At 61.9% G+C, this 19467-nt stretch carries 23 protein-coding genes; 15 read left to right on the top strand and 8 right to left on the bottom strand.

Going from position 1 to position 19467, the window contains the following annotated elements; translation table 11 throughout:
- Positions 1-57 precede the first annotated feature (57 nt).
- The 5 genes from NKI50_RS11035 to hslV all read right to left on the bottom strand — a co-directional run bounded on the left by NKI50_RS11035 (position 58) and on the right by hslV (position 4204).
- Positions 58-1017, bottom strand: a complete 960-nt coding sequence (locus NKI50_RS11035) for a DUF1402 family protein (protein ID WP_023718256.1) — start codon at positions 1015-1017, stop codon at positions 58-60.
- Between the two features lie 184 nt (positions 1018-1201).
- Entirely contained in the window at positions 1202-2515 is a 1314-nt protein-coding gene (gene hslU / locus NKI50_RS11030) for an ATP-dependent protease ATPase subunit HslU (RefSeq protein WP_023718257.1), read from the bottom strand.
- 4 nt (positions 2516-2519) lie between these two features.
- Complete coding sequence (locus NKI50_RS11025; RefSeq protein WP_023718258.1) at positions 2520-3116, bottom strand: DUF2585 domain-containing protein; 597 nt, start codon at positions 3114-3116, stop codon at positions 2520-2522.
- A 4-nt stretch (positions 3117-3120) separates the two neighbouring features.
- Complete coding sequence (locus NKI50_RS11020) at positions 3121-3663, bottom strand: GNAT family N-acetyltransferase (RefSeq protein WP_023718259.1); 543 nt, start codon at positions 3661-3663, stop codon at positions 3121-3123.
- The gene (gene hslV, locus NKI50_RS11015; RefSeq protein WP_023718260.1) at positions 3653-4204 is read right to left on the bottom strand and encodes an ATP-dependent protease subunit HslV; all 552 of its coding nucleotides are present in this window, start codon (positions 4202-4204) and stop codon (positions 3653-3655) included. The genes NKI50_RS11020 and hslV overlap by 11 nt, the downstream gene beginning before the upstream one ends.
- A 225-nt stretch (positions 4205-4429) precedes the next feature.
- Here hslV and hisB point away from each other — a divergent pair, with 225 nt between their 5' ends.
- From hisB to NKI50_RS10940, 15 genes are all read left to right on the top strand, one after another.
- Positions 4430-5029: an imidazoleglycerol-phosphate dehydratase HisB gene (gene hisB / locus NKI50_RS11010; protein WP_023718261.1), complete on the top strand. Its 600-nt coding sequence runs from the start codon at positions 4430-4432 to the stop codon at positions 5027-5029.
- Positions 5030-5033: 4 nt separating this feature from the next.
- Entirely contained in the window at positions 5034-5507 is a 474-nt protein-coding gene (locus NKI50_RS11005; RefSeq protein WP_023718262.1) for a DUF2628 domain-containing protein, read from the top strand.
- Position 5508: 1 nt separating this feature from the next.
- Positions 5509-6159 carry an imidazole glycerol phosphate synthase subunit HisH gene (hisH, locus tag NKI50_RS11000; protein ID WP_023718263.1) on the top strand — a complete coding sequence of 217 codons (651 nt, stop codon included), beginning with the start codon at positions 5509-5511 and terminating at the stop codon, positions 6157-6159.
- A 3-nt stretch (positions 6160-6162) separates the two neighbouring features.
- On the top strand, positions 6163-6453 hold the full coding sequence (locus NKI50_RS10995; RefSeq protein WP_352716511.1) for a DUF1330 domain-containing protein: 291 nt from the start codon (positions 6163-6165) through the stop codon (positions 6451-6453).
- Between the two features lie 2 nt (positions 6454-6455).
- Complete coding sequence (gene hisA, locus NKI50_RS10990; RefSeq protein WP_023718265.1) at positions 6456-7205, top strand: 1-(5-phosphoribosyl)-5-[(5-phosphoribosylamino)methylideneamino]imidazole-4-carboxamide isomerase; 750 nt, start codon at positions 6456-6458, stop codon at positions 7203-7205.
- Positions 7202-8038, top strand: a complete 837-nt coding sequence (locus NKI50_RS10985; RefSeq protein WP_023718266.1) for an arginase family protein — start codon at positions 7202-7204, stop codon at positions 8036-8038. The genes hisA and NKI50_RS10985 overlap by 4 nt, the downstream gene beginning before the upstream one ends.
- Positions 8035-8829 (top strand): imidazole glycerol phosphate synthase subunit HisF, encoded by a 795-nt coding sequence (gene hisF / locus NKI50_RS10980; protein WP_023718267.1) that lies wholly within the window; start codon positions 8035-8037, stop codon positions 8827-8829. Before NKI50_RS10985 ends, hisF begins: the two co-directional genes overlap by 4 nt.
- Before the next feature lie 36 nt (positions 8830-8865).
- On the top strand, positions 8866-9192 hold the full coding sequence (locus NKI50_RS10975) for a phosphoribosyl-ATP diphosphatase (RefSeq protein WP_254815934.1): 327 nt from the start codon (positions 8866-8868) through the stop codon (positions 9190-9192).
- A gap of 18 nt (positions 9193-9210) precedes the next feature.
- Entirely contained in the window at positions 9211-10170 is a 960-nt protein-coding gene (gene coaA, locus NKI50_RS10970) for a type I pantothenate kinase (protein WP_023718269.1), read from the top strand.
- Between the two features lie 76 nt (positions 10171-10246).
- Positions 10247-11254, top strand: coding sequence for a glycosyltransferase family 2 protein (locus NKI50_RS10965; RefSeq protein ID WP_352716509.1), 1008 nt, complete (start codon positions 10247-10249; stop codon positions 11252-11254).
- Entirely contained in the window at positions 11254-12024 is a 771-nt protein-coding gene (locus tag NKI50_RS10960; protein ID WP_023718271.1) for a class I SAM-dependent methyltransferase, read from the top strand. Before NKI50_RS10965 ends, NKI50_RS10960 begins: the two co-directional genes overlap by 1 nt.
- 7 nt (positions 12025-12031) lie before the next feature.
- On the top strand, positions 12032-12427 hold the full coding sequence (locus NKI50_RS10955) for a GtrA family protein (protein ID WP_023718272.1): 396 nt from the start codon (positions 12032-12034) through the stop codon (positions 12425-12427).
- A complete protein-coding gene (locus tag NKI50_RS10950) occupies positions 12417-13991 on the top strand; it encodes a hypothetical protein (protein WP_156948044.1) in 1575 nt (524 codons plus the stop codon). The genes NKI50_RS10955 and NKI50_RS10950 overlap by 11 nt, the downstream gene beginning before the upstream one ends.
- A gap of 91 nt (positions 13992-14082) precedes the next feature.
- A complete protein-coding gene (locus tag NKI50_RS10945; protein ID WP_023718274.1) occupies positions 14083-15681 on the top strand; it encodes a hypothetical protein in 1599 nt (532 codons plus the stop codon).
- Between the two features lie 75 nt (positions 15682-15756).
- The gene (locus NKI50_RS10940; RefSeq protein WP_352716506.1) at positions 15757-16500 is read left to right on the top strand and encodes a hypothetical protein; all 744 of its coding nucleotides are present in this window, start codon (positions 15757-15759) and stop codon (positions 16498-16500) included.
- Here NKI50_RS10940 and NKI50_RS10935 read toward each other — a convergent pair.
- The 3 genes from NKI50_RS10935 to NKI50_RS10925 form a co-directional block, all read right to left on the bottom strand.
- Positions 16422-17039, bottom strand: coding sequence for an alpha-ketoglutarate-dependent dioxygenase AlkB (locus NKI50_RS10935; RefSeq protein WP_352484500.1), 618 nt, complete (start codon positions 17037-17039; stop codon positions 16422-16424). The genes NKI50_RS10940 and NKI50_RS10935 overlap by 79 nt on opposite strands.
- A gap of 131 nt (positions 17040-17170) precedes the next feature.
- Positions 17171-17608 carry an alternative ribosome rescue aminoacyl-tRNA hydrolase ArfB gene (gene arfB / locus NKI50_RS10930; protein WP_023718277.1) on the bottom strand — a complete coding sequence of 146 codons (438 nt, stop codon included), beginning with the start codon at positions 17606-17608 and terminating at the stop codon, positions 17171-17173.
- Positions 17609-17677: 69 nt separating this feature from the next.
- Positions 17678-19288 carry a phosphoenolpyruvate carboxykinase gene (locus NKI50_RS10925; RefSeq protein WP_352484483.1) on the bottom strand — a complete coding sequence of 537 codons (1611 nt, stop codon included), beginning with the start codon at positions 19286-19288 and terminating at the stop codon, positions 17678-17680.
- Positions 19289-19467 lie beyond the last annotated feature (179 nt).

The raw sequence follows: 19467 nt of genomic DNA, 5'->3' as shown, positions 1-19467 counted from the left end.
CAGAGTTCAAGCAGATAGGCGATTTCCTGGCGCAGGCTCCACCGCAGACCTTCACTGCTAAAACAGCGCCTTCAGCTCCGGCAATTTGTCGTTGACTAGCCAGCCATAGTAATTTTCCTCAGGCAGCTTTTCCGGCTCGCCCGCAGCGCGGCGCTTGTCGTTCTCCGCCTTCAGCGCATAGGCACGCTGTTCCGGATTGCCGACATTGTAGAGGGTCGACGTGATGCCGGGATTGCCTGAGATGTCGAAGCCGGCAATGCTTTTATAGGCGTCGATCGACTTCCGGATCGTTGCCGCGACATAAGGCAGTGTCAGGTCAGGATCCATGATGGTCTTGTAGACCGCGTTCGGGTCGCCGACGTCGAGCTCCGGCAGGCCGGAAACCTTGTGCACGAGATCGCTCATCTGCAGTGCCGTCAGCGGATTGAGCTGGCCAAGACCAAAAGTCTGGCCGGCATAATAGGGCTGGAAGAAAGTCGCGCCGAAGCGGTCGTTGGGAAAGCTCTCGCCGTTGACGGTCTTGCCGCGGAACGACCGGTTCCACACCTGCTCGCGGCATTCCCAGAGTTCGTAACTGTCCGATTTGCCCGCGCACTTGGCAAATTGCGGCCGTTGCACGAAATCGGTGATGTCTTCGCCTTCATAGGCGAAGGAGAGTTTGCTCGACAGATACGAGATCGCCTTGACGTAGTAGGTCTGCAGCCGGTCGTAGGCATCGACATTGTAGGTGTGCTCGCCGACGATGGCGCCGACGATATGCATCGGGTCGATGCCATAGGCCGCGGCTGCCTGCATGATCTTGCCACGCAGCTCGGCATCGTTCTGGAGCAGCGCAAACACTTTGCGGTATTTCGCCTGGAAGGTGGTGTTGGTCGCCTGGGTGCGCCGGCTGGATGCGCCCGGTATGTCGGGCTGCTCGGTGTTGCGGTTGCCGGGCGGCACCATGGTTGCCGCTTGCGCGGCGAACATGGCTGCCGCCAGCGTCAGCCCGAGAATGACGAGGATCAGTTTTTTCATGCGCCGCCGCCCAAATAGTCGCCGGGCAAACTAGGTAATGCTCCAACGGGAGTCGAGAGACGCCTGCACCCGACGGGACGAAAGCTCGCCGGATGCTTCCATTTGGCCACACATCGGAAATGCCGGGCTGAATTTGGCGGAGACCGGGAGCAATTCCCCGGCCTCTTTGAGGATGAAGCGTCTCCTACAGGATGAAACGCGACAAATCCGTGTTTCTGGAGAGGTCGCCGACATGCTTCTCCACATAGGCGGCATCGACGGTCACGGAGGTGCCGTTGCGGTCCGGTGCGTCATAGGAGATCTCGTCCAGCACCCGTTCCATCACCGTCTGCAGCCGCCTGGCGCCGATGTTCTCGACGCTGGCGTTGAGGTCAACAGCGATGCCGGCCAACGAGTCGATCGCGTCATCGGTGAAGACCAGGTCGACTCCCTCGGTCTTCATCAGTGCGATATACTGCTTGATCAGGCTGGCTTCGGTCTCGGTGAGGATGCGGACGAAATCGTCCTTCTCCAGCGCCCGCAGCTCGACACGGATCGGCAGGCGGCCCTGCAATTCCGGCAGCAAGTCGGATGGCTTGGCGACGTGGAACGCACCTGAAGCGATGAACAGGATGTGGTCGGTCTTCACCGGTCCGTATTTGGTCGCAACCGTGGTGCCTTCGACCAGCGGCAGCAGGTCGCGCTGCACGCCCTCGCGCGAAACACCGGCACCGATGCCGCCTTCGCGCGAGGCGATCTTGTCGATCTCGTCGAGGAAGACAATGCCGTCATTCTCGGTCGATTCGAGTGCCCTGCGCACCACCTCGTCCTGGTCGAGCAACTTGTCGGACTCGTCGCTGATCAACAGCCCGTAGGACTCTTTAACGGTCGTCTTGCGCATCTTGGTTTTCTTGCCGCCCATCGCTTTCGACAGCATGTCGTTGATGTTGAGCACGCCGATATTGGCGCCCGGCATGCCGGGGATCTCGAAGCCGGGCATGCCGCCATTGCCGGTATCGGCCACTTCGATCTCGATCTCCTTGTCGTCAAGCTCGCCGTCGCGCAGCTTCTTGCGGAAACTGTCACGGGTGGCCGGACTCGCCGTCTTGCCGACGAGCGCTTCAAGCACCCTTTCCTCGGCGTTGATGTGGGCACGCGCCTCGACGTCCTCACGCATCTTCTCGCGCACCAGCCCGATGGCGATCTCGACCAGATCGCGGATGATCTGCTCGACATCGCGGCCGACATAGCCGACCTCCGTAAACTTGGTGGCTTCGACCTTGACGAAAGGCGCACCGGCAAGGCGCGCCAAGCGGCGAGAAATCTCGGTCTTGCCGACACCGGTCGGGCCGATCATCAGGATGTTCTTCGGCATCACCTCTTCACGCATCTGGCCCTCGAGCTGCTGGCGGCGCCAGCGGTTGCGCAAGGCAATCGCCACGGCACGCTTGGCGTCTTTCTGGCCGATGATGAAGCGGTCGAGTTCCGAAACGATTTCGCGGGGAGAGAAGGTGCTCATGTCACTAAATTCCACTTTGCCACTGCCGAATGGACTCGAACGGATGCAGCAGCATGATCACGTTGAGTGTCAGATTGTCCCGGATGAGATAGCCGACACCGAATTCGAAGATGAGGGCGAGGGTTACGATCACCCATATAGGAAGCCTTCGCGCCATGACAAACCCCAGCACCATGGCCAGCGTGTCCGACACCGAATTGATGACGCTGTCGCCATAATAGTCGAGCGAGATCGTGCCGGCGCGATAGCGATCGATGATGAAAGGGCTGTTCTCGAGCAGCTCCCAGCCGCCCTCTATCACCACCGCAAAGGCCAGCCTGAGCCCGATCGGCGAGCGCGGGAAAAGAAACCACGCCAGCGCATAGAACAGGAAGCCGTGAATGATGTGCGAGAAGCTGTACCAGTCGGAGATATGCTGGGAATTCTCGGAGCTCTGCACGATGCCGTGCCACAGCTTGACGTAGCCGCAGGTGCAAATCGGCGTCCGCCCCATGCCGTAGAGGACCCCTGCCTGGAATATGACCAGACCGAGAACCAACAGAAGCCCCATTCGCCAACTGTCTTCGTAGGCCGAGACGGTTTTGTCGCTGGATACGCTCATGCTGCTATTGCCCCTCTTCTGCGTCACCCTGTTCGGCATCACCCTCTGGGGCATCAATCGCCATCAGCACGGCATCGCCATATTCCGACTTCCTGCGATCGATAGCCCTGAAACCGGCTTTTTCATAGGCACGGATAGCCCGTGCATTGGCCGGGTCCGGGTCGATGATGACGCGCGGCGCACCTTCCTCGAAAAGCTGCTCGACGAACTGCCGGACGATCGCCGAGCCGTGGCCGGTCCCGACAAGCTCCGGCACGCCGATCGACAGATCGATGCCGAGCGTGCCGAACGGCTGGTCGCTATAGGGATGACCGTCCTCCAGATGCGGATCGTAGCTCTGCAAATAGCCGATGGGTTTGCCGTCGAGCTCGATAATCAGCGGCTCGACCGAAATGCTGTTGATATGCTCGCGGATCTCCGCGATCTCGGTCTCTGGGTCGTTCCACCATTCGGCGACATGCGGCTCGGCAAGCCAGCCGGCGATCATCGGCAGGTCCCTCTCGGTCACCGGCCGAAAACCGTAGCGGAGGCTCCGCTCAGGCGGCATCGAGGGTTTCGACGACGAAGCTGTTGTTGGTGTAGACGCAAATGTCGGACGCGATCTGCATCGCCTTGCGGGCGATCTCCTCGGCGTCCTTATCGGTATCCATCAGGGCGCGGGCCGCGGCCAGCGCGTAGTTGCCGCCGGAGCCGATGGCCATCACGCCAAATTCGGGCTCCAGCACGTCGCCGGTGCCGGTCAGCGCCAGCGACACCGACCTGTCGGCCACCAGCATCATTGCTTCCAGCCGGCGCAAATAGCGGTCGGTGCGCCAGTCCTTGGCGAGCTCGACGCAGGCGCGTGTCAGCTGGTCGGGATATTGTTCGAGCTTGGCTTCGAGCCGCTCCAGCAGCGTGAAGGCATCGGCGGTGGCGCCGGCGAAGCCGGCAATGACGTTGCCGCCCTTGCCGATGCGGCGCACCTTCTTGGCGTTGCCCTTCATGATGGTCTGGCCGAGGCTGACCTGGCCGTCGCCGGCGATCACCACTTTGCCGCCCTTGCGCACGGTTAGGATGGTCGTGGCATGCATGGTCAGTTCATTAGACATTTTCTGCTCCGGTCAGCACCGATCCCATCAAGGCGATTGGCGCGTTACGAGTGACTTGATCGGCCATATGTATGCATAGGCCAGACGATTGCAAACCGGCCATCCACCGGGCCGGATAGTGCTCCGCAGCGGTAACTGGCAATCGCCGGATCATGCTGCTAGAAGGCTTTCGTTTTCAGGCATGTGAACGCCTGAATCGTGCAAATCTGAGACAAGGATGAGGTCATGGTGCCCCGTTCCGCCGAGATAAGCCGCAAGACCAAGGAAACCGACATCTCCGTGTCGGTTCAGGTCGACGGCTCGGGCAAATCCGACATTTCGACGGGCGTCGGCTTCTTCGACCATATGCTGGACCAGTTATCGCGCCATTCGCTGATCGACATGACGGTGAAGGCCAAGGGCGACCTGCACATAGACGACCACCACACGGTCGAGGATACTGGTATCGCGCTTGGGCAGGCGCTGGCCAAGGCATTGGGCGAGCGGCGCGGCATCATGCGCTATGCTTCGATCGATCTCGCCATGGACGAGACGCTGACGCGGGCGGCGATCGACGTCTCCGGCCGGCCTTTTCTGGTCTGGAATGTTTCGTTCTCATCGCCGAAGATCGGTACGTTCGACACCGAGCTGGTGCGCGAATTCTTCCACGCGCTGGCGCAGAATGCCGGCATCACGCTGCATGTCACCAATCATTACGGCGCCAACAACCACCACATTGCCGAGACCTGCTTCAAGGCCGTGGCGCGTGCGCTGCGTTCGGCGCTCGAGCGCGACCCGCGCCAGCCGGACGCGGTTCCCTCCACCAAGGGATCCCTGAAAGGGTAGCGCCATGGCCATCTATGTCGCGATGGAACCGCCAGGCCGCAGCGAAAGGGTGGACACCACCTTTGTCCGTGACGGCTTTGCCTGGCTCGGCTTCCTATTGCCGCCGCTGTGGCTGGCCTGGCACCGGCTGTGGGTCGAGGCGGCATTGGCCTTTGTCGCCATGGGCCTGCTTTCGATGCTGGGCGAAAGCCTGGGCCTGGAAAGCGCAGGCTCGCTTTTGTCCCTCCTTGTCATGCTCTTTGTCGGACTGGAAGGGCAGGCCCTGCGGATCGCAGCACTGCGCCGCCGTGGCTGGCGTGAATGGGGTGTCGTCGAGGCCGACAGGCTCGACGATGCCGACATTCGCTACGCGTTGGAAACCGATGCGGATTCGAATGCACGGTCCCCCGCACAGCGCATCGTCCCGGACGCAGCACTTGCCCGGCCGACGCCGATGGGCATGGCACTGGGGCTGACCCATATTCCGGGAAGGCGCTGAGATGCGGGTCGCGATCATCGATTACGGGTCGGGCAATCTGCGCTCGGCCACCAAGGCCCTCGAGCGTGCCGCTCATGAAGCCGGCATTGCCGCCGCGATTGAACTCACAGCCGATGCCGAGCGGGTCAGGACCGCCGACCGCATCGTCCTGCCCGGCGTTGGCGCCTATGCCGATTGCGCCGCTGGACTGCGCGCTGTGGCCGGCATGTGGGAAGCGGTCGAGGAGGTCGCGATCGTCAAGGGACGGCCGTTCCTAGGCATCTGCGTCGGCATGCAGCTGATGTCGGAGCGAGGCTTGGAGAAAACGGTTACGAAAGGGTTTGGCTGGATCGCCGGCGACGTCAAGGAGATCACGCCGGCCGATCCGACACTGAAGATCCCGCAGATCGGCTGGAACACGATTGACCTGAAGCGCAAGCATCCGCTGTTTTCCGGCATTGCGACGGGCGGGAAGGGGCTGCACGCCTACTTCGTCCACTCCTACCATCTCGATGCACGGAAGGAGGACGAGGTGCTGGCGGTCGCCGACTACGGTGGCCCGGTGACGGCCGCTGTCGCCCGCGGCAATCTCGCCGGAACGCAATTCCACCCCGAGAAGAGCCAGGCGCTCGGCCTCGCTTTGATCACCAACTTCCTGCAATGGAGGCCCTAGGTCATGAGCAAGAAGGGCTATTGGATGGCGATGGTCGATGTCCGCGACCCCGAGGTCTACAAGCAGTACATCGAGGCCAATGCCGCGGCTTTTGCGAAATACGGCGCGAAGTTTCCCGTGCGCGCCGGACAGTATACCAGCCCGGAAGGGCCGACAGGCAATCGCCACGTGCTGGTGGAATTCGAATCCTACGAGACGGCGATCGCCTGCTACGGCTCGCCTGAATACCAGGAGGCCTTGAACTACAGGCTCGCCGGCTCGACCGGCCACTTTGTCATCGTCGAAGGCGCCTGAAGGTGATCCTGTTTCCGGCGATAGACCTCAAGGACGGCAAATGCGTGCGCCTCAAGCATGGCGACATGGCGACCGCGACGGTCTACAATGACGATCCCGCCGCTCAGGCGCGCGCCTTCGAAGAGCAGGGCTTCGAATGGCTGCACGTCGTCGACCTCAACGGCGCCTTCAAGGGCCAGAGCGTCAACAGCGCGGCAGTCGGCGCCATCCTCAAGGCGACGAACAACCCGGTGCAGCTCGGCGGCGGCATCCGCACTCTGGCGCAGATCGAGGACTGGCTCGACCGTGGGCTGGCCCGCGTCATTCTTGGCACTGTGGCGGTGCGCGATCCGGATCTGGTCAGGCAGGCTTGCAAGGCATTCCCGGGCAAGATCGCCGTCGGCATCGACGCCAAGGGCGGCAAGGTCGCGGTCGAAGGCTGGGCGGAGGCCTCGAGCCTCGGCGTCATCGAACTGGCGAGGAAATTCGAGGGCGCCGGCGTTGCTGCCATCATCTACACCGACATTGATCGAGACGGGGTGCTGACCGGCATCAACTGGGACGCCACCATCGATCTCGCCGAGGCGGTTTCGATCCCGGTCATCGCCTCGGGCGGGCTCGCCTCGATCGCCGACATTGTGCGCATGACCATGCCCGATGCGCGGAAGCTCGAAGGCGCGATCTCCGGCCGCGCGCTCTACGACGGCCGCATCGACCCGGCCGAGGCACTGGCGATCCTGCGTGGCAAACCGATGGCAGGGGCGTCATCATGAAAGTCTCGATTATCCTCGCCCCCTATGACAGCGGGCACCATCATGAAGGGTGCGGCCAGGGGCCGGACGCCATCATCGGCGGTGGGCTCGTCGAAGCTCTGACCGTGGCCGGCCATGACGTCGCCGTCGAAGATATCGGCAAGGTGGGAGACGAGCAGGGGCGCGAAATCGCAACCGGCTTCGCCGTCTGCAACGCCGTCGCGGCCAAGGTCGGCCTCGCCCGCGACGGAGGAGGCTTCCCCATTGTCCTTGCTGGAAATTGCCTGACCGCCGCCGGTGCGGTTGCCGGTGAAGACGCGGATTCGATTATCTGGATCGATCAGCATGGCGATCTCAACACGCCAGAGACGTCCGCCTACGGCTTTCTCGACGGCATGGCGCTGGCGGCGACACTCGGGCTCTGCTGGCGTCCGATGGCGGCAGCAATTCCGGGATTCCGGCCGATGGACCCGGCGCACTGCATGCTGGTCGATGCCCGCGACCTCGATCCCGACGAAAAGCGCCTGCTGGAAACTTTGCCGATCGTGCGCGCCGAATGTGCCGGTGCGCTCGATATGGTGGGAAAGCTCACAGCGGCAGGGGCTGTTCGGGGACATCTGCATCTGGACCTGGATGTCCTCGATCCGGATGTGCTGCAGGTGAACCGCTACACGCATCCGGGCGGTCCGAGTCCGGAACAGCTGCGGCAGCTTGCCTGCGGGCTGGCCAGATCCATCCCGATCGTGGGCGTGACGCTCTCGGCCTACGATCCGGCCTTTGATTCCCAGTCCGAGGTTCCGTCCGTCGTCGGCCAGCTGCTTGTCGACTTTCTTGCGGCGATCGAGAGGATCTGATGCTGAAAGCCCGCGTCATCCCCTGTCTCGACGTCAAGAACGGTCGCGTCGTCAAGGGCGTCAATTTCGTCGACCTGGTCGATGCCGGCGATCCCGTCGAAGCGGCAAAAGCCTATGACGCGGCCGGCGCCGACGAGCTCTGCTTTCTCGACATCACTGCCTCGTCGGAAAACCGCGAGACCATCTTCGATGTCATTACCCGAACGGCCGAACAATGTTTCATGCCGCTGACTGTCGGTGGTGGCGTCCGCCAGGTCGCCGACATCAGGAAGCTGCTTCTGGCCGGCGCCGACAAGGTGTCGATCAATACGGCGGCGGTGAAAACCCCAAATTTTGTCGCCGAGGCTGCCGACAAGTTTGGCAACCAGTGCATCGTCGTCGCCATCGACGCCAAGAAAGTGTCCGCTGCGGGCGAGGCTGATCGCTGGGAGATCTTCACCCATGGCGGCCGCGAGAAGACCGGCATCGATGCCGTCGAGTTCGCTCGGCGGATCGTCGATCTCGGCGCCGGCGAGATCCTGTTGACGTCGATGGACCGCGACGGCACCAAGGCCGGCTACGACATAGCGCTTACCCGCGCGGTCGCCGACGCCGTACGCGTGCCGGTCATCGCTTCCGGTGGCGTCGGCACGCTCGATCACATGGTCGAAGGCATTCGCGACGGCCATGCGGGCGCGGTGCTGGCAGCCTCGATCTTCCATTTCGGCACCTACAGCATCGCCGAAGCCAAGATGCATATGGCTCAGGCCGGACTGCCGATGCGGCTGGACTCGCCGGGTAATCGGTCCTAGAGCCTTTCCGGCTAAGAAGAGGCTGTAAACGCCGTTATGACCGAGTTCTCACTCTCCGATCTGGAGAAGATCATTGGCGAACGCGCACGTTCCGGCGATCCGGATTCGTGGACGGCCAAGCTCTTTCAGCGCGGCATGAGCAAGGCAGCGCAGAAACTCGGCGAAGAGGCGGTCGAAACGGTGATCGCAGCCGTCAGCGCCGACCGGGACGCGCTTGTTTCGGAAAGCGCCGATCTCATCTATCATTGGCTTGTCGTTCTCGGCATAGCGGACATTCCGCTGAGCGATGTGCTCAACGAGCTTGAACGCCGCACCGGTCGTTCGGGCATCGCCGAAAAGGCGTCTCGGCTGGACCGGGGCTGATCGCTGCGGAGGAACTCGATGGACCAGCTCGCTCCTACCGAGAAGTATTCACCCTATCGGTTCTTCTCGGCGGAGCAATGGTCGCGGTTCCGCGCCGATACGCCGATGACGCTCACCGAGGACGAGGTCCGTCGTCTGCGGTCGCTGAACGATCCGGTCGATCTCCACGAGGTCGAGCGCATCTACCTTTCGATGTCGCGGCTGTTGTCGGCCCATGTCGAAGCCAGTCAACTCCTGTTCAGGCAACGCCAGGTTTTTTTCAACGCGCTGGACGTGGCCAAGACACCGTTCATCATCGGCATTGCCGGTTCCGTGGCGGTTGGCAAATCGACCACGGCGCGCGTGCTAAAGGAGCTGCTGGCGCGCTGGCCGTCGAGTCCCAAGGTCGATCTGGTCACCACCGACGGTTTCCTGCTGCCGAACGAAGTCCTGCGCCGCAACAATCTGATGGAGCGCAAGGGCTTTCCCGACAGCTACGACGTCGGCGCGCTGCTGCGTTTCCTGTCCGGCATCAAATCGGCGCAGCGCAACGTCCGCGCGCCGGTCTATTCGCACCTGACCTATGACGTTATCCCGGGCGAGTTCCAGACCATCGACAGGCCGGACATCCTGATCTTCGAGGGCATCAATGTCCTGCAACCTGGCAAGCTGCCGAAGGACGGCAAGATCGTGCCTTTCCTGTCAGATTTCTTCGACTTCGCCATCTATATCGATGCCGAGGAGGCGCTTATCCATCACTGGTATATCGCCCGCTTCATGCGGCTGCGCGAAACCGCCTTCCGCGACCCAGCCTCCTTCTTCCACCGCTATTCGCAACTTTCCGAGGATGCGGCCCGCGCCATCGCCGAGGGCCTGTGGACCAACATCAACCTGAAGAACTTGCGCGAGAATATATTGCCGACCCGCGCCCGCGCCGATCTCATCCTGCGCAAGGGCGCCAATCATCTGGTCGAGGAAGTGGCGCTCCGAAAACTGTGAAATCCCGATTCATTCCTTAAAGTCATCTTAACCCCGTCTTCCTATTGTCAGGCCTGATCTGCGGGCTCGGCAAACAATGAATGCGCCATTCCTAAATATTGATCGGCCGGCAGCGGACCGCGTCGCACATCCGGGCAGCGGCGCCGCCACGATTGCCCTGATCGTGCCGGTCCACAATGAGGAAGGCGCGATTGCCCCGTTCCTGAAGGCGGTGTGCGAAAGCACCGCTCCGCTGAAGGACAATGGCGTTGCCCTCGAGTTCATCTTCGTCAACGACGGCAGCAGCGATACGACGCTCGAAAAGCTGATCGAAGCCCAACAAGCAGACCCTCGCATCCACATAATCGACCTTTCACGCAATTTCGGCAAGGAAGCCGCGATGACCGCGGGCCTCGACAGCTGCGATGCCGATGCCGCGATCCCGATGGACGTCGATATGCAGGATCCGCCGCATGTCATCCCCTTGCTTGTGGAAAAGTGGCGCGAGGGGTTCGAGGTTGTTCTTGCCAAGCGAGCCAACCGGTCGAGCGACAGCTTTCTCAAGCAGCGCTCCGCCTCGATGTTCTACCGCGTTCACAACTGGATCGCGCAGCAGAAGATCCCGCACGATGTCGGCGACTTCCGTTTGATCGACCGTCAGGTCATCCAGGCGCTGCGGTCTTTGCCCGAACGCCGTCGTTTCATGAAGGGCCTGTTCGCCTGGGTCGGGTTCCGCACCGCAAGCGTCGAATATGTCCGCGATCAGCGGATCGTCGGCCAGTCGAAATTCTCCGGCTGGAAGCTGTGGAACTTCGCGCTCGAAGGCATCACCAGCTTCTCCACCGCTCCGCTTGAAATCTGGACCTATGTCGGCGCGACGATTTCCGCGCTGTCGTTCCTCTACGGCCTGCTGATCGTCGCCAAGACAATGATCTTTGGCGTTGATGTGCCCGGCTACGCCTCGCTGCTGGTCAGCGTTCTTTTTCTTGGCGGCATCCAGTTGCTCGGCATCGGCATCATCGGACAATACCTCGGCAGGGTCTACGCCGAGATCAAGCAGCGTCCGATCTACATTGTGCGCCGCAAATATGAGGGAATGAGCTAATGGAGCTCGACGCCTACCGACAGATGGCCGCCACCGAAGACGAGCATTGGTGGTTCTGCGGGCGTCGCGCCATCGCAGAGGCGGTCATTCGCAGCATCGACCTGCCCGAAAAGGCGCGCATCGTCGAGATCGGCGCCGGCACCGGCGGCAACATCCGGATGCTGGAGCAGTTCGGCACCGTGACGGCAGTCGAGATGAGCGATCTCGCACGCAGGATTGCCTGGGAAAAGACCGGCCGCGACTTCCTTGCCGGACATCTGCCGGACAACATTCCTGTCACGCCGCAAAGCTGCGACCTGGTTTGCCTGTTCGACGTGCTGGAACATGTCGCCGAAGACGAGGCATCGCTTGCCGCGATCCGCCAGATGCTGAAACCAGCCGGCAGCGTCATCCTTACGGTGCCCGCACACCAATGGTTGTGGAGCACGCATGATGTGGGGCTGCATCATATGCGGCGCTATTCACGCAATCTGCTGCGTGAACGAATTGAAAGGGCTGGTTTCAGGATCGACCGGCTGAGCTACACAAATGCCGCACTCTTTCCTGTAGCGGCACTGGCACGGCTGGTGGATAGGTTGCGCAAGCCCGCCTTGCCAGCCGGCCATGCAACGCCGTCGAAACCACTGAATGCGGCGATGAAGGCAGTGTTTTCGGCGGAAGGCCGCATCATACCAAATGCAAGCCTGCCCTTCGGTGTTTCGCTGCTGGCGGTATTCCGCAAGGACGACGCCGTCGAAACCGGTCGCCTCGACGAGAAATTGGCAGCTTGACCGCGCAATGGGCACCGGTTCGTATCGTCGACTATCGCGCTTTGCGCTAATTGGCATTGCGTCGACGCTGATCTATGCCGTTTGTGCTCTCCTGCTGTCGCGTGGGCAGGCGACGGCGGCCCTGCCGGCGGCGCTCACATCGTTTGCGGCCTACGCCGTTGCCGCGCTGTTTTCTTACACCGGGCATAAATATTTCACCTTCACCTCGGGCGGCAGCCACGCGATGGAACTGCCCCGCTTTCTCCTGCTCACCGCTTCCGGCCTCGCTGTCGCAATCGCCCTGCCGGGGCTTTTGACCCAGATGCTCGGCGTCCCTGCCGCAGTCCCGATCCTGCTTACCTGCATTGCCGTGCCGGTCATCAACTATGTCGTCCTCGGACGCTGGGTGTTTCGTGGTCTCTAGCGCGCGATCCCTCAGTGAACTGCTGCCCGGTGCCAACCGTTTCTCGCCGTTTGCGGGCGTGGCGGGCGCCCCGTTGCTGCTGGCCTGCCTGGTCGTCATATACGCCGTCTGGCTGACAACAATTGCGATACCGACCAATGTCGACGTGTCATGGCTTCTGGTCGTCTGTGATCGGCTGCTTGGCGGAGAGCGGCTCAACACCGACATCATGGAGACCAACCCACCTTTCTCGATCTGGCTCTACATGCCGTTCATGCTCCTGGAAAAGCTCACCGGCATACGTGCGGAATTCTGGCTGACGCTTGGTGTCGTTTGCCTGAGCCTGGCCAGTCTTTTCGTTTCTGTCCGCATTCTCGCGCGCGATGAACCGGTTTACCGGCAGCCCCATGCGTTCTGGGCAGCAGCGGCGGCCCTGGGCTGGGTTCTCTGTTTCATGCCGGATCAATTCGGCCAACGCGAGCACTTCGCGTTGATTGCCATTCTGCCTTGGGTGGCGTTGCAATGCACACGTCAGCGGAACCCGGATTTCAGCGCCGGCTCGCGCCTGGAGCACATGGTCGCGGGCTTCGGCGCGGCGATCGTGGTCATGGTCAAGCCGCCCTATTTTGCGCTGGCCTTCATGTTGCCGTCACTCTGTCTTGCGGTTGAAAGGCGGTCGCTGAAACCGCTCTTCGTCGTGGAGAACCTGCTTGGCGCTACGATCGTGGCCGCCTATGTCGCGTCCATCGCGCTCTTCGACCGTGCTTATTTAAGCGAAGTCCTGCCCTTGGTCAGCGAGGTCTATCTTCCGTTGAGGGCCTCTACCGCCGATATGCTGGCGAACTGGCCGAAAGTGGTGCTGCTTCTGGCCGCCGCTACCGTGCTTGCGGCCGGCGGCCTGAGGCAGACGAACTGGGACGTCAGGATTCCGCTTCTGACCGCACTGGGGTTCATTCCGGCCTTCATCGTCATGGGCAAGGGTTGGCCCAATCACGCCCTGGCGATGGTCGTTGTTGCAACACTTGCATTTGGCATCCAGCTTCTGCGGTTCGGCACATTCCGCAGTGCAGGCTTCATTCGCAAGGCCGCCCTGATCTTCGGCTGCGTGCTGGTGCTGCAACTAGCGGTCAGGGCACAGTACGCGGCGCTGACGACGGACAACGGCCCGATCGGGCGCTCTGTCGCCGCGATCCGCGCAACGGTCGAAACCCCGACCATCATGTCGATCGCCGACCGGATGCAGGTTGCCCATCCCCTCGCCAGGCTGGTCGACGGCAGGTTCATATCACGCCATCCGAGCGCCTGGGCGGTCTCCAACGCTGACACGCTCGCCCGCGCCACCGGCGATCTCGAACGGAGACGGGAACTTGAAAGCATCCGCGATCGGGTGATCGGCGAATACGCCGCCGAGATATCAGCGAAGAAGCCCGATGTCGTGCTGTCAGGCTCGCCCGCGCGGACAGCCCTGATGCTGCAGGACAAGCGGATCGGAGCCGCCTTGGCCGACTATCGTCTGCTGCACCACGAGCCGGAAATCACTGTCTATCTGCGTTACACGGCGCCTGCGCCGCTCCAAACCAATTGAGCAGAGGCTCCCGGAAGACCATGGCACGGCTGGATCCAATCGCTCCGCTGGACGACGTATGGCTCGAGCTCGAGAGCCTCGGTGCAACATCATGAGCGTCTCGAACGACATTGACGGCTTGAGCCGGTGGCGCGGCCGGAATATCGCGGCGGCGCTGCTTCCTAGCCGCAATGTCCTGGCCATTGCCGCAGTCACCGTGTTCTCCATCGTCTGGCAGCGGCGTTGGGGGACTGTTCCCGATACTAGCTGGCTGATCACGGTATGCGAGCGGATGCTCTCCGGTGAGCGGCTTTACTCGCAGATCCACGAGACCAACCCTCCATTCAGCGTATGGCTCTATCTGCCGCCAGTGGCTGTGGCCAGATTGCTGGGCGCCGCCCCGGAAATCCTGGTTGAGGCCTGGACATACCTTGCCGTGCTTATCGGACTTTCGCTCTCGGGCGTGATCGTCAAGCGCGGGGGTTTCACCGAAACTGCATCACTGTTTGCACTGGGGCCAGCGTTTTGCGCAATGCTGGTGATCTTCCCCGGCAACGCCTTCAGCGAGCGAGAGCATATCGGCATGGCGCTTTTCATGCCGCTGCTTGCGCTTCACGCCTGGCGTGCGCGCAGAGATGCAGCCGCCCAACCAGGCCCGGGGATCGCCGTACTCGCCGGCCTGTCGGGCAGCATTTTGCTGCTGGTCAAGCCCTACTATGCGATCATGGTGTTGGCGCCAGCGCTGGTCGTTGCAGTGCGCCGGCGCAGCCTGAAATCGATCTTCGCCCTGGAACACTGGGTCATTGGCGGCATCTGCATTGTCTATCTCGGCGCGGTCACGCTGATCCATCCGGAATTCCTGCGCGACATCTATCCCCTCTTGGCGGATGTTTATGGAAAGCTCGGCATCTTTTGGCCCATCGTGATCGGCCACGGTTTCGCGTGGTGTTTCCTCGTCTTCCTGATTTGGTGGCTGTGGCCGGCCGGGCGGTTTCCAGAGCTGGCGGCGGTAGCGCTGGCTGCATCGATCGCCGGCATGTTTCCCCTGTTCTACCAAGCGAAAGGCTGGTCTTATCATGCCTATCCCGCGATCTTTTGCGCCGTGGCAGCCATTTTGTGCCTGCTGGCAGTGCCCAGGATCGTGCGGCAGCCGTCGAAGCTGTTGGCGTTCGTGACGGCGCCTTCGCGAGCTTGGGCACTGGCGGGGGTGGCAATCGCTTTCTTGCCATACTGGAGCACCCAGAAACCGGGGCCGGCGCTGGTTGCCGCCATTCGCGCCGCGACCGATCGGCCTACTATTGCGTTGATCAGTTCGGATATGTCCTCGGGACATCCGTTGACCCGCATGATCGATGGGCAGTTCGTTTCGACCCATGTCAGCGATTGGCTCGGAGTGTTCGCGCTTTCCCTGTCCCGGCAGGCAGCCCTTTCCGGTGATACCGCTGAAGCCACGCGTTACCAGGCCATCATGGCGCGTTACGTCGAAAGCAAACGCAAAGAATTCGCGCGTCTGCGCCCGGATATCATTGTCTTCAAGAAAAACAACGCGATGTGGACAAGCCAACTGACAGAGCGTTTTGGCTTTGACGCCATCCTGGCGCACTACCGCATTCTCGTCGAGGACGAGACCGAGCGCATCTATCTGCGCGACGATTATGTCCGGTCGGGCGACCGGCCACCCGAATTGAGCAAGGCCTCGGAAAAACCATGACGCGGCTGGTGGTCGTGGCCGGTCGGCCATTTCCCAGAGCTGGCTGCCGTAGCGCTGGCAGCATCTATTGCCGGCTTGTTCCCGCTGTTCTACCAGGACAAAGGCTGGACGTATCATGCCTACCCATCGATTTTTTACGCTGTAGCGGCTAGTCTTTGCTTGCTGGCCTTGCCGAGAAGCGAGCGGCAATCGGCAGGGCTGCTCTCCCGCCTGGCGGCTCCCCCGCGAGCCTTGGTGTCGCTGGCGATTGTGGCTGCCTTCTTACCGAACTGGGGCACTCAGAAGCCAGGCGCGGTGTTGGTCGCCGTGATACGCGCCGCGACCGATCGACCAAACGTCGCCTTGATCAGTCCAGATATAGACACTGGACATCCACTAAGCCGCATGATCGGCGGCCAGTTCGTTTCGGCCGATCCCAATGACTGGCTTGGAGCGTTTGCAATGGCTCTGTCCCGGCAAGCCACGCTTTCGCGTGACGTCGCCCAAGCCACGCATTACGAGATGATCATGGAGCGTTACGCTGAAAGCAAACGCCAAGAATTTGAGCGTCTGCGCCCTGATATTATTATCTCTACGAAAGTTATCAGGAAAGATGATGGCCCTTGGACAAGCCAACTGATGGAGCGTTTTGGCTTTGACGCGATCCTGGCGCACTTATCGCATTCTCGTCGAGGACGAGACCGAGCGCATCTATCTGCGCGACGATTATGTCCGGCCGGGCGACCGGCCACCCGAACAGCCTATTTCGGCATCGTCACCCGACGCAGCGTCAGATTGATGCGGCCGCCGTTCTTGAGCAATGCCGAGGTCGAGGGGTAGATGCGGTCAACGCCGTGAAAGCAGAGGCGGCCTTCGCCGCCGAGCACGACGACGTCGCCGCTCTTCAATCTGAACGATTTGGTGGCGCCGTCGCGCATGGTCTGGCCGACCCGGAACAGGCAATCGTCGCCGAGTGAGGCCGAGACGACAGGCGCGGAGAAATCGCTCTCGTCGCGATCCTGGTGAAGACCCATCTTGGCATCCTGGGAATAGAAATTGACCAGGCAGGCCTCCGGCGGGTGCGCATAGGCAGATACGTCCCGCCACAGTTCGAGCAGCATCTCCGGGATCGGCGGCCATGGCCTTCCGGTCACCGGGTGAGTCGGCTGGTAGCGATAGCCGTGCTCCTTGTCGGTGACCCAGCCCAGCGGGCCGCAATTGGTCATGCGCACGCTCATCTCCTTGCCGGTACGCGGCATCGCCGGCACGAACAGCGGGGCTTCCTGCACGACCTCCCTGATATCTTCCACCAGCACTTCCTGCATGGCGCGCGACAGGTAACCAGGCATATGGCGGACGCCTTTGGGCAGCACGAGCATCGGGTCGCTTGATCCGTTGGTCTGGAAAATCAGAATGCCACCGTCAAACGAAAACGGCGACCCGAAAGCCGCCTCCGGCAGTGGCTGCACATTTCACACCGGCGATCTGGGATCCGAAGCCGATTCGGCTGTCAGTCATCCTCGACCCGGCCACGCATTTTCTTGATCGAGCCGCGCCCGGCTTTGCTCTTCAGCCGTCTTTCGACCGCGCCCTTGGACGGCCTTGTCTTCTTGCGCGGCGGTGGCGGCGGTTCGGCGGCCTTGGCGACCAGTGCCGTCAGCCGCGCCCGGGCGTCCGCCCGGTTCTGCTCCTGCGTGCGGAAGCGTCCGGCTTCGATGACGATGACGCCGTCCTTGGTGGCGCGCTGGCCGGCAAGCTTGATGGTCCGTTCGCGCACACGCTCCGACAGGCCCGGTGCATTGGCAGCATCGAAGCGCAATTGCACCGCCGTCGCCACCTTGTTGACGTTCTGGCCGCCCGGGCCGGACGAACGGATGAAGTCCTCGTGCAGGTCACCCGGATTAATCACCGCATCGTCGGTGATGATGATTTTTTCGTCGGCGTTCATGCCGCAGTCATGGCGCGGCAGGCGAAAAAAGAAAAGGCCCGATCGAAGCCGGGCCTTGAAGCGCGACGGCTATTCAGCCGCTACCTGCATGCGTGGTGCAGCGCCGAGCACGGTTGCGTCGACATGGGCCTCGAACTTTTCGAAATTGTCGACGAACATGCCAACCAGCCTTGCCGCCTGCCGGTCATAGGCGGGCTTGTCGATCCAGGTCGATCTCGGGTCGAGAATGGCGCGGTCGACGCCGGTAACCGTCACCGGCACGTCGAAACCGAAATTGGCGTCGGTCCGGAAGTCGGCCGCTTTCAGCGAGCCGTCGAGTGCTGCCGCAAGCAGCGCCCGCGTTGCCTTGATCGGCATCCGCTTGCCGGTGCCGTAAGCGCCGCCGGTCCAGCCGGTGTTGACCAGCCAGCAATCGACGCCGTGGCGGGCGATGAGCTCGCGCAGCAGATTGCCGTATTCCGACGGATGCCGCGGCATGAACGGTGCGCCGAAGCATGTCGAAAATGTCGCTTCGGGTTCAGTAACGCCTTTCTCGGTCCCCGCCACCTTGGCGGTATAGCCGGAGAGGAAATGGTACATCGCCTGCGCCGGGGTCAGCCGCGCGATCGGCGGCATCACGCCGAACGCGTCGGCGGTCAGCATGATGATATTCTTCGGGTGGTTGGCGCGCCCCGTCTTGCTGGCGTTCGGAATGAAGTGGAGCGGGTAGGCGCAGCGTGTGTTTTCGGTCAGCCCGCCATCGTCGAAATCCGGCACGCGACCGGCGTCGAGCGCGACATTCTCCAGCACCGTGCCGAAGCGCTGGGTGGTGGCGAAGATCTCCGGCTCGGCTTCGGCCGAAAGCTTGATCGTCTTGGCATAGCAGCCGCCTTCGAAATTGAAGATGCCGTGCGGTCCCCAGCCATGCTCGTCATCGCCGACCAGCGTGCGCGACGGGTCGGCCGACAACGTCGTCTTGCCGGTCCCGGAAAGGCCGAAGAAGACGGCCGCGTCGCCGGCGAGTCCTTCATTGGCAGAGCAATGCATCGGCATCACGCCTTTTGCCGGCAGCAGATAGTTGAGCACGGTGAATACCGACTTCTTCATCTCGCCGGCATAGGAGGTACCGCCGATCAACACGATCATGCGCGAAAGATCGACGGCGATCACCGTTTCGCCGCGCGTGCCGTGGCGGGCGGGATCGGCGCGGAACGACGGCAGGTCGATGATCGTCAAATCGGGCACGAAATGCTCGAGTTCGGCGGCTGCCGGCCGGATGAGCAGATTGCGGATGAACAAGGAGTGCCAGGCAAGCTCCGTGATCACCCGGGTCGGCAGCTTCAGCTCCTCGTCGGCGCCGCCGACCAGGTCCTGCACATAAAGGTCCTTTCCAGCCGCATGGGCGCGAAAATCGGCAAGCAGCGTATCGAACTGCCCCGGCGAAATCGCTTTGTTGTTGTCCCACCATACATGCGGCGCGGTGCTTTCGTCGCGCACCACGAATTTGTCCCTGGGCGAGCGGCCGGTGTGCTGCCCGGTTTCGGCGGCAAGCGCGCCATGCGCGGTGAGTCGGGCCTCGCCACGGCGGATTGCCTCCTCGTAGAGCGCGGCCGCGCCGAAATTATAGCGCACCACGCCCGTGGTTCTCAGGCCGATCCGATCGATTGTACATGCAGGATTGCGTTTGCCGGCTTCCGACATGGGTGTCCCTTCTTCGATTTACCGCGTCTTTACCGGCGAATTCCGGAACCCCCATTGCAGGAGCTAAAAACGTCAAAACCAGAAAAGGCGAATGATATCAAATCATTAATCGATTTAAATATTTTGAAAGTTGTTTAAATCGTTTATATGTGCAAAAACACTGATGGTTGCCCAAAGGA

Origin of the sequence: Mesorhizobium sp. M0563, assembly GCF_040321065.1 — a bacterium.
Lineage (GTDB): Bacteria > Pseudomonadota > Alphaproteobacteria > Rhizobiales > Rhizobiaceae > Mesorhizobium.
Note: the sequence above shows the minus strand (reverse complement) of the source record. Positions and strands in the feature narration are given on the sequence as shown.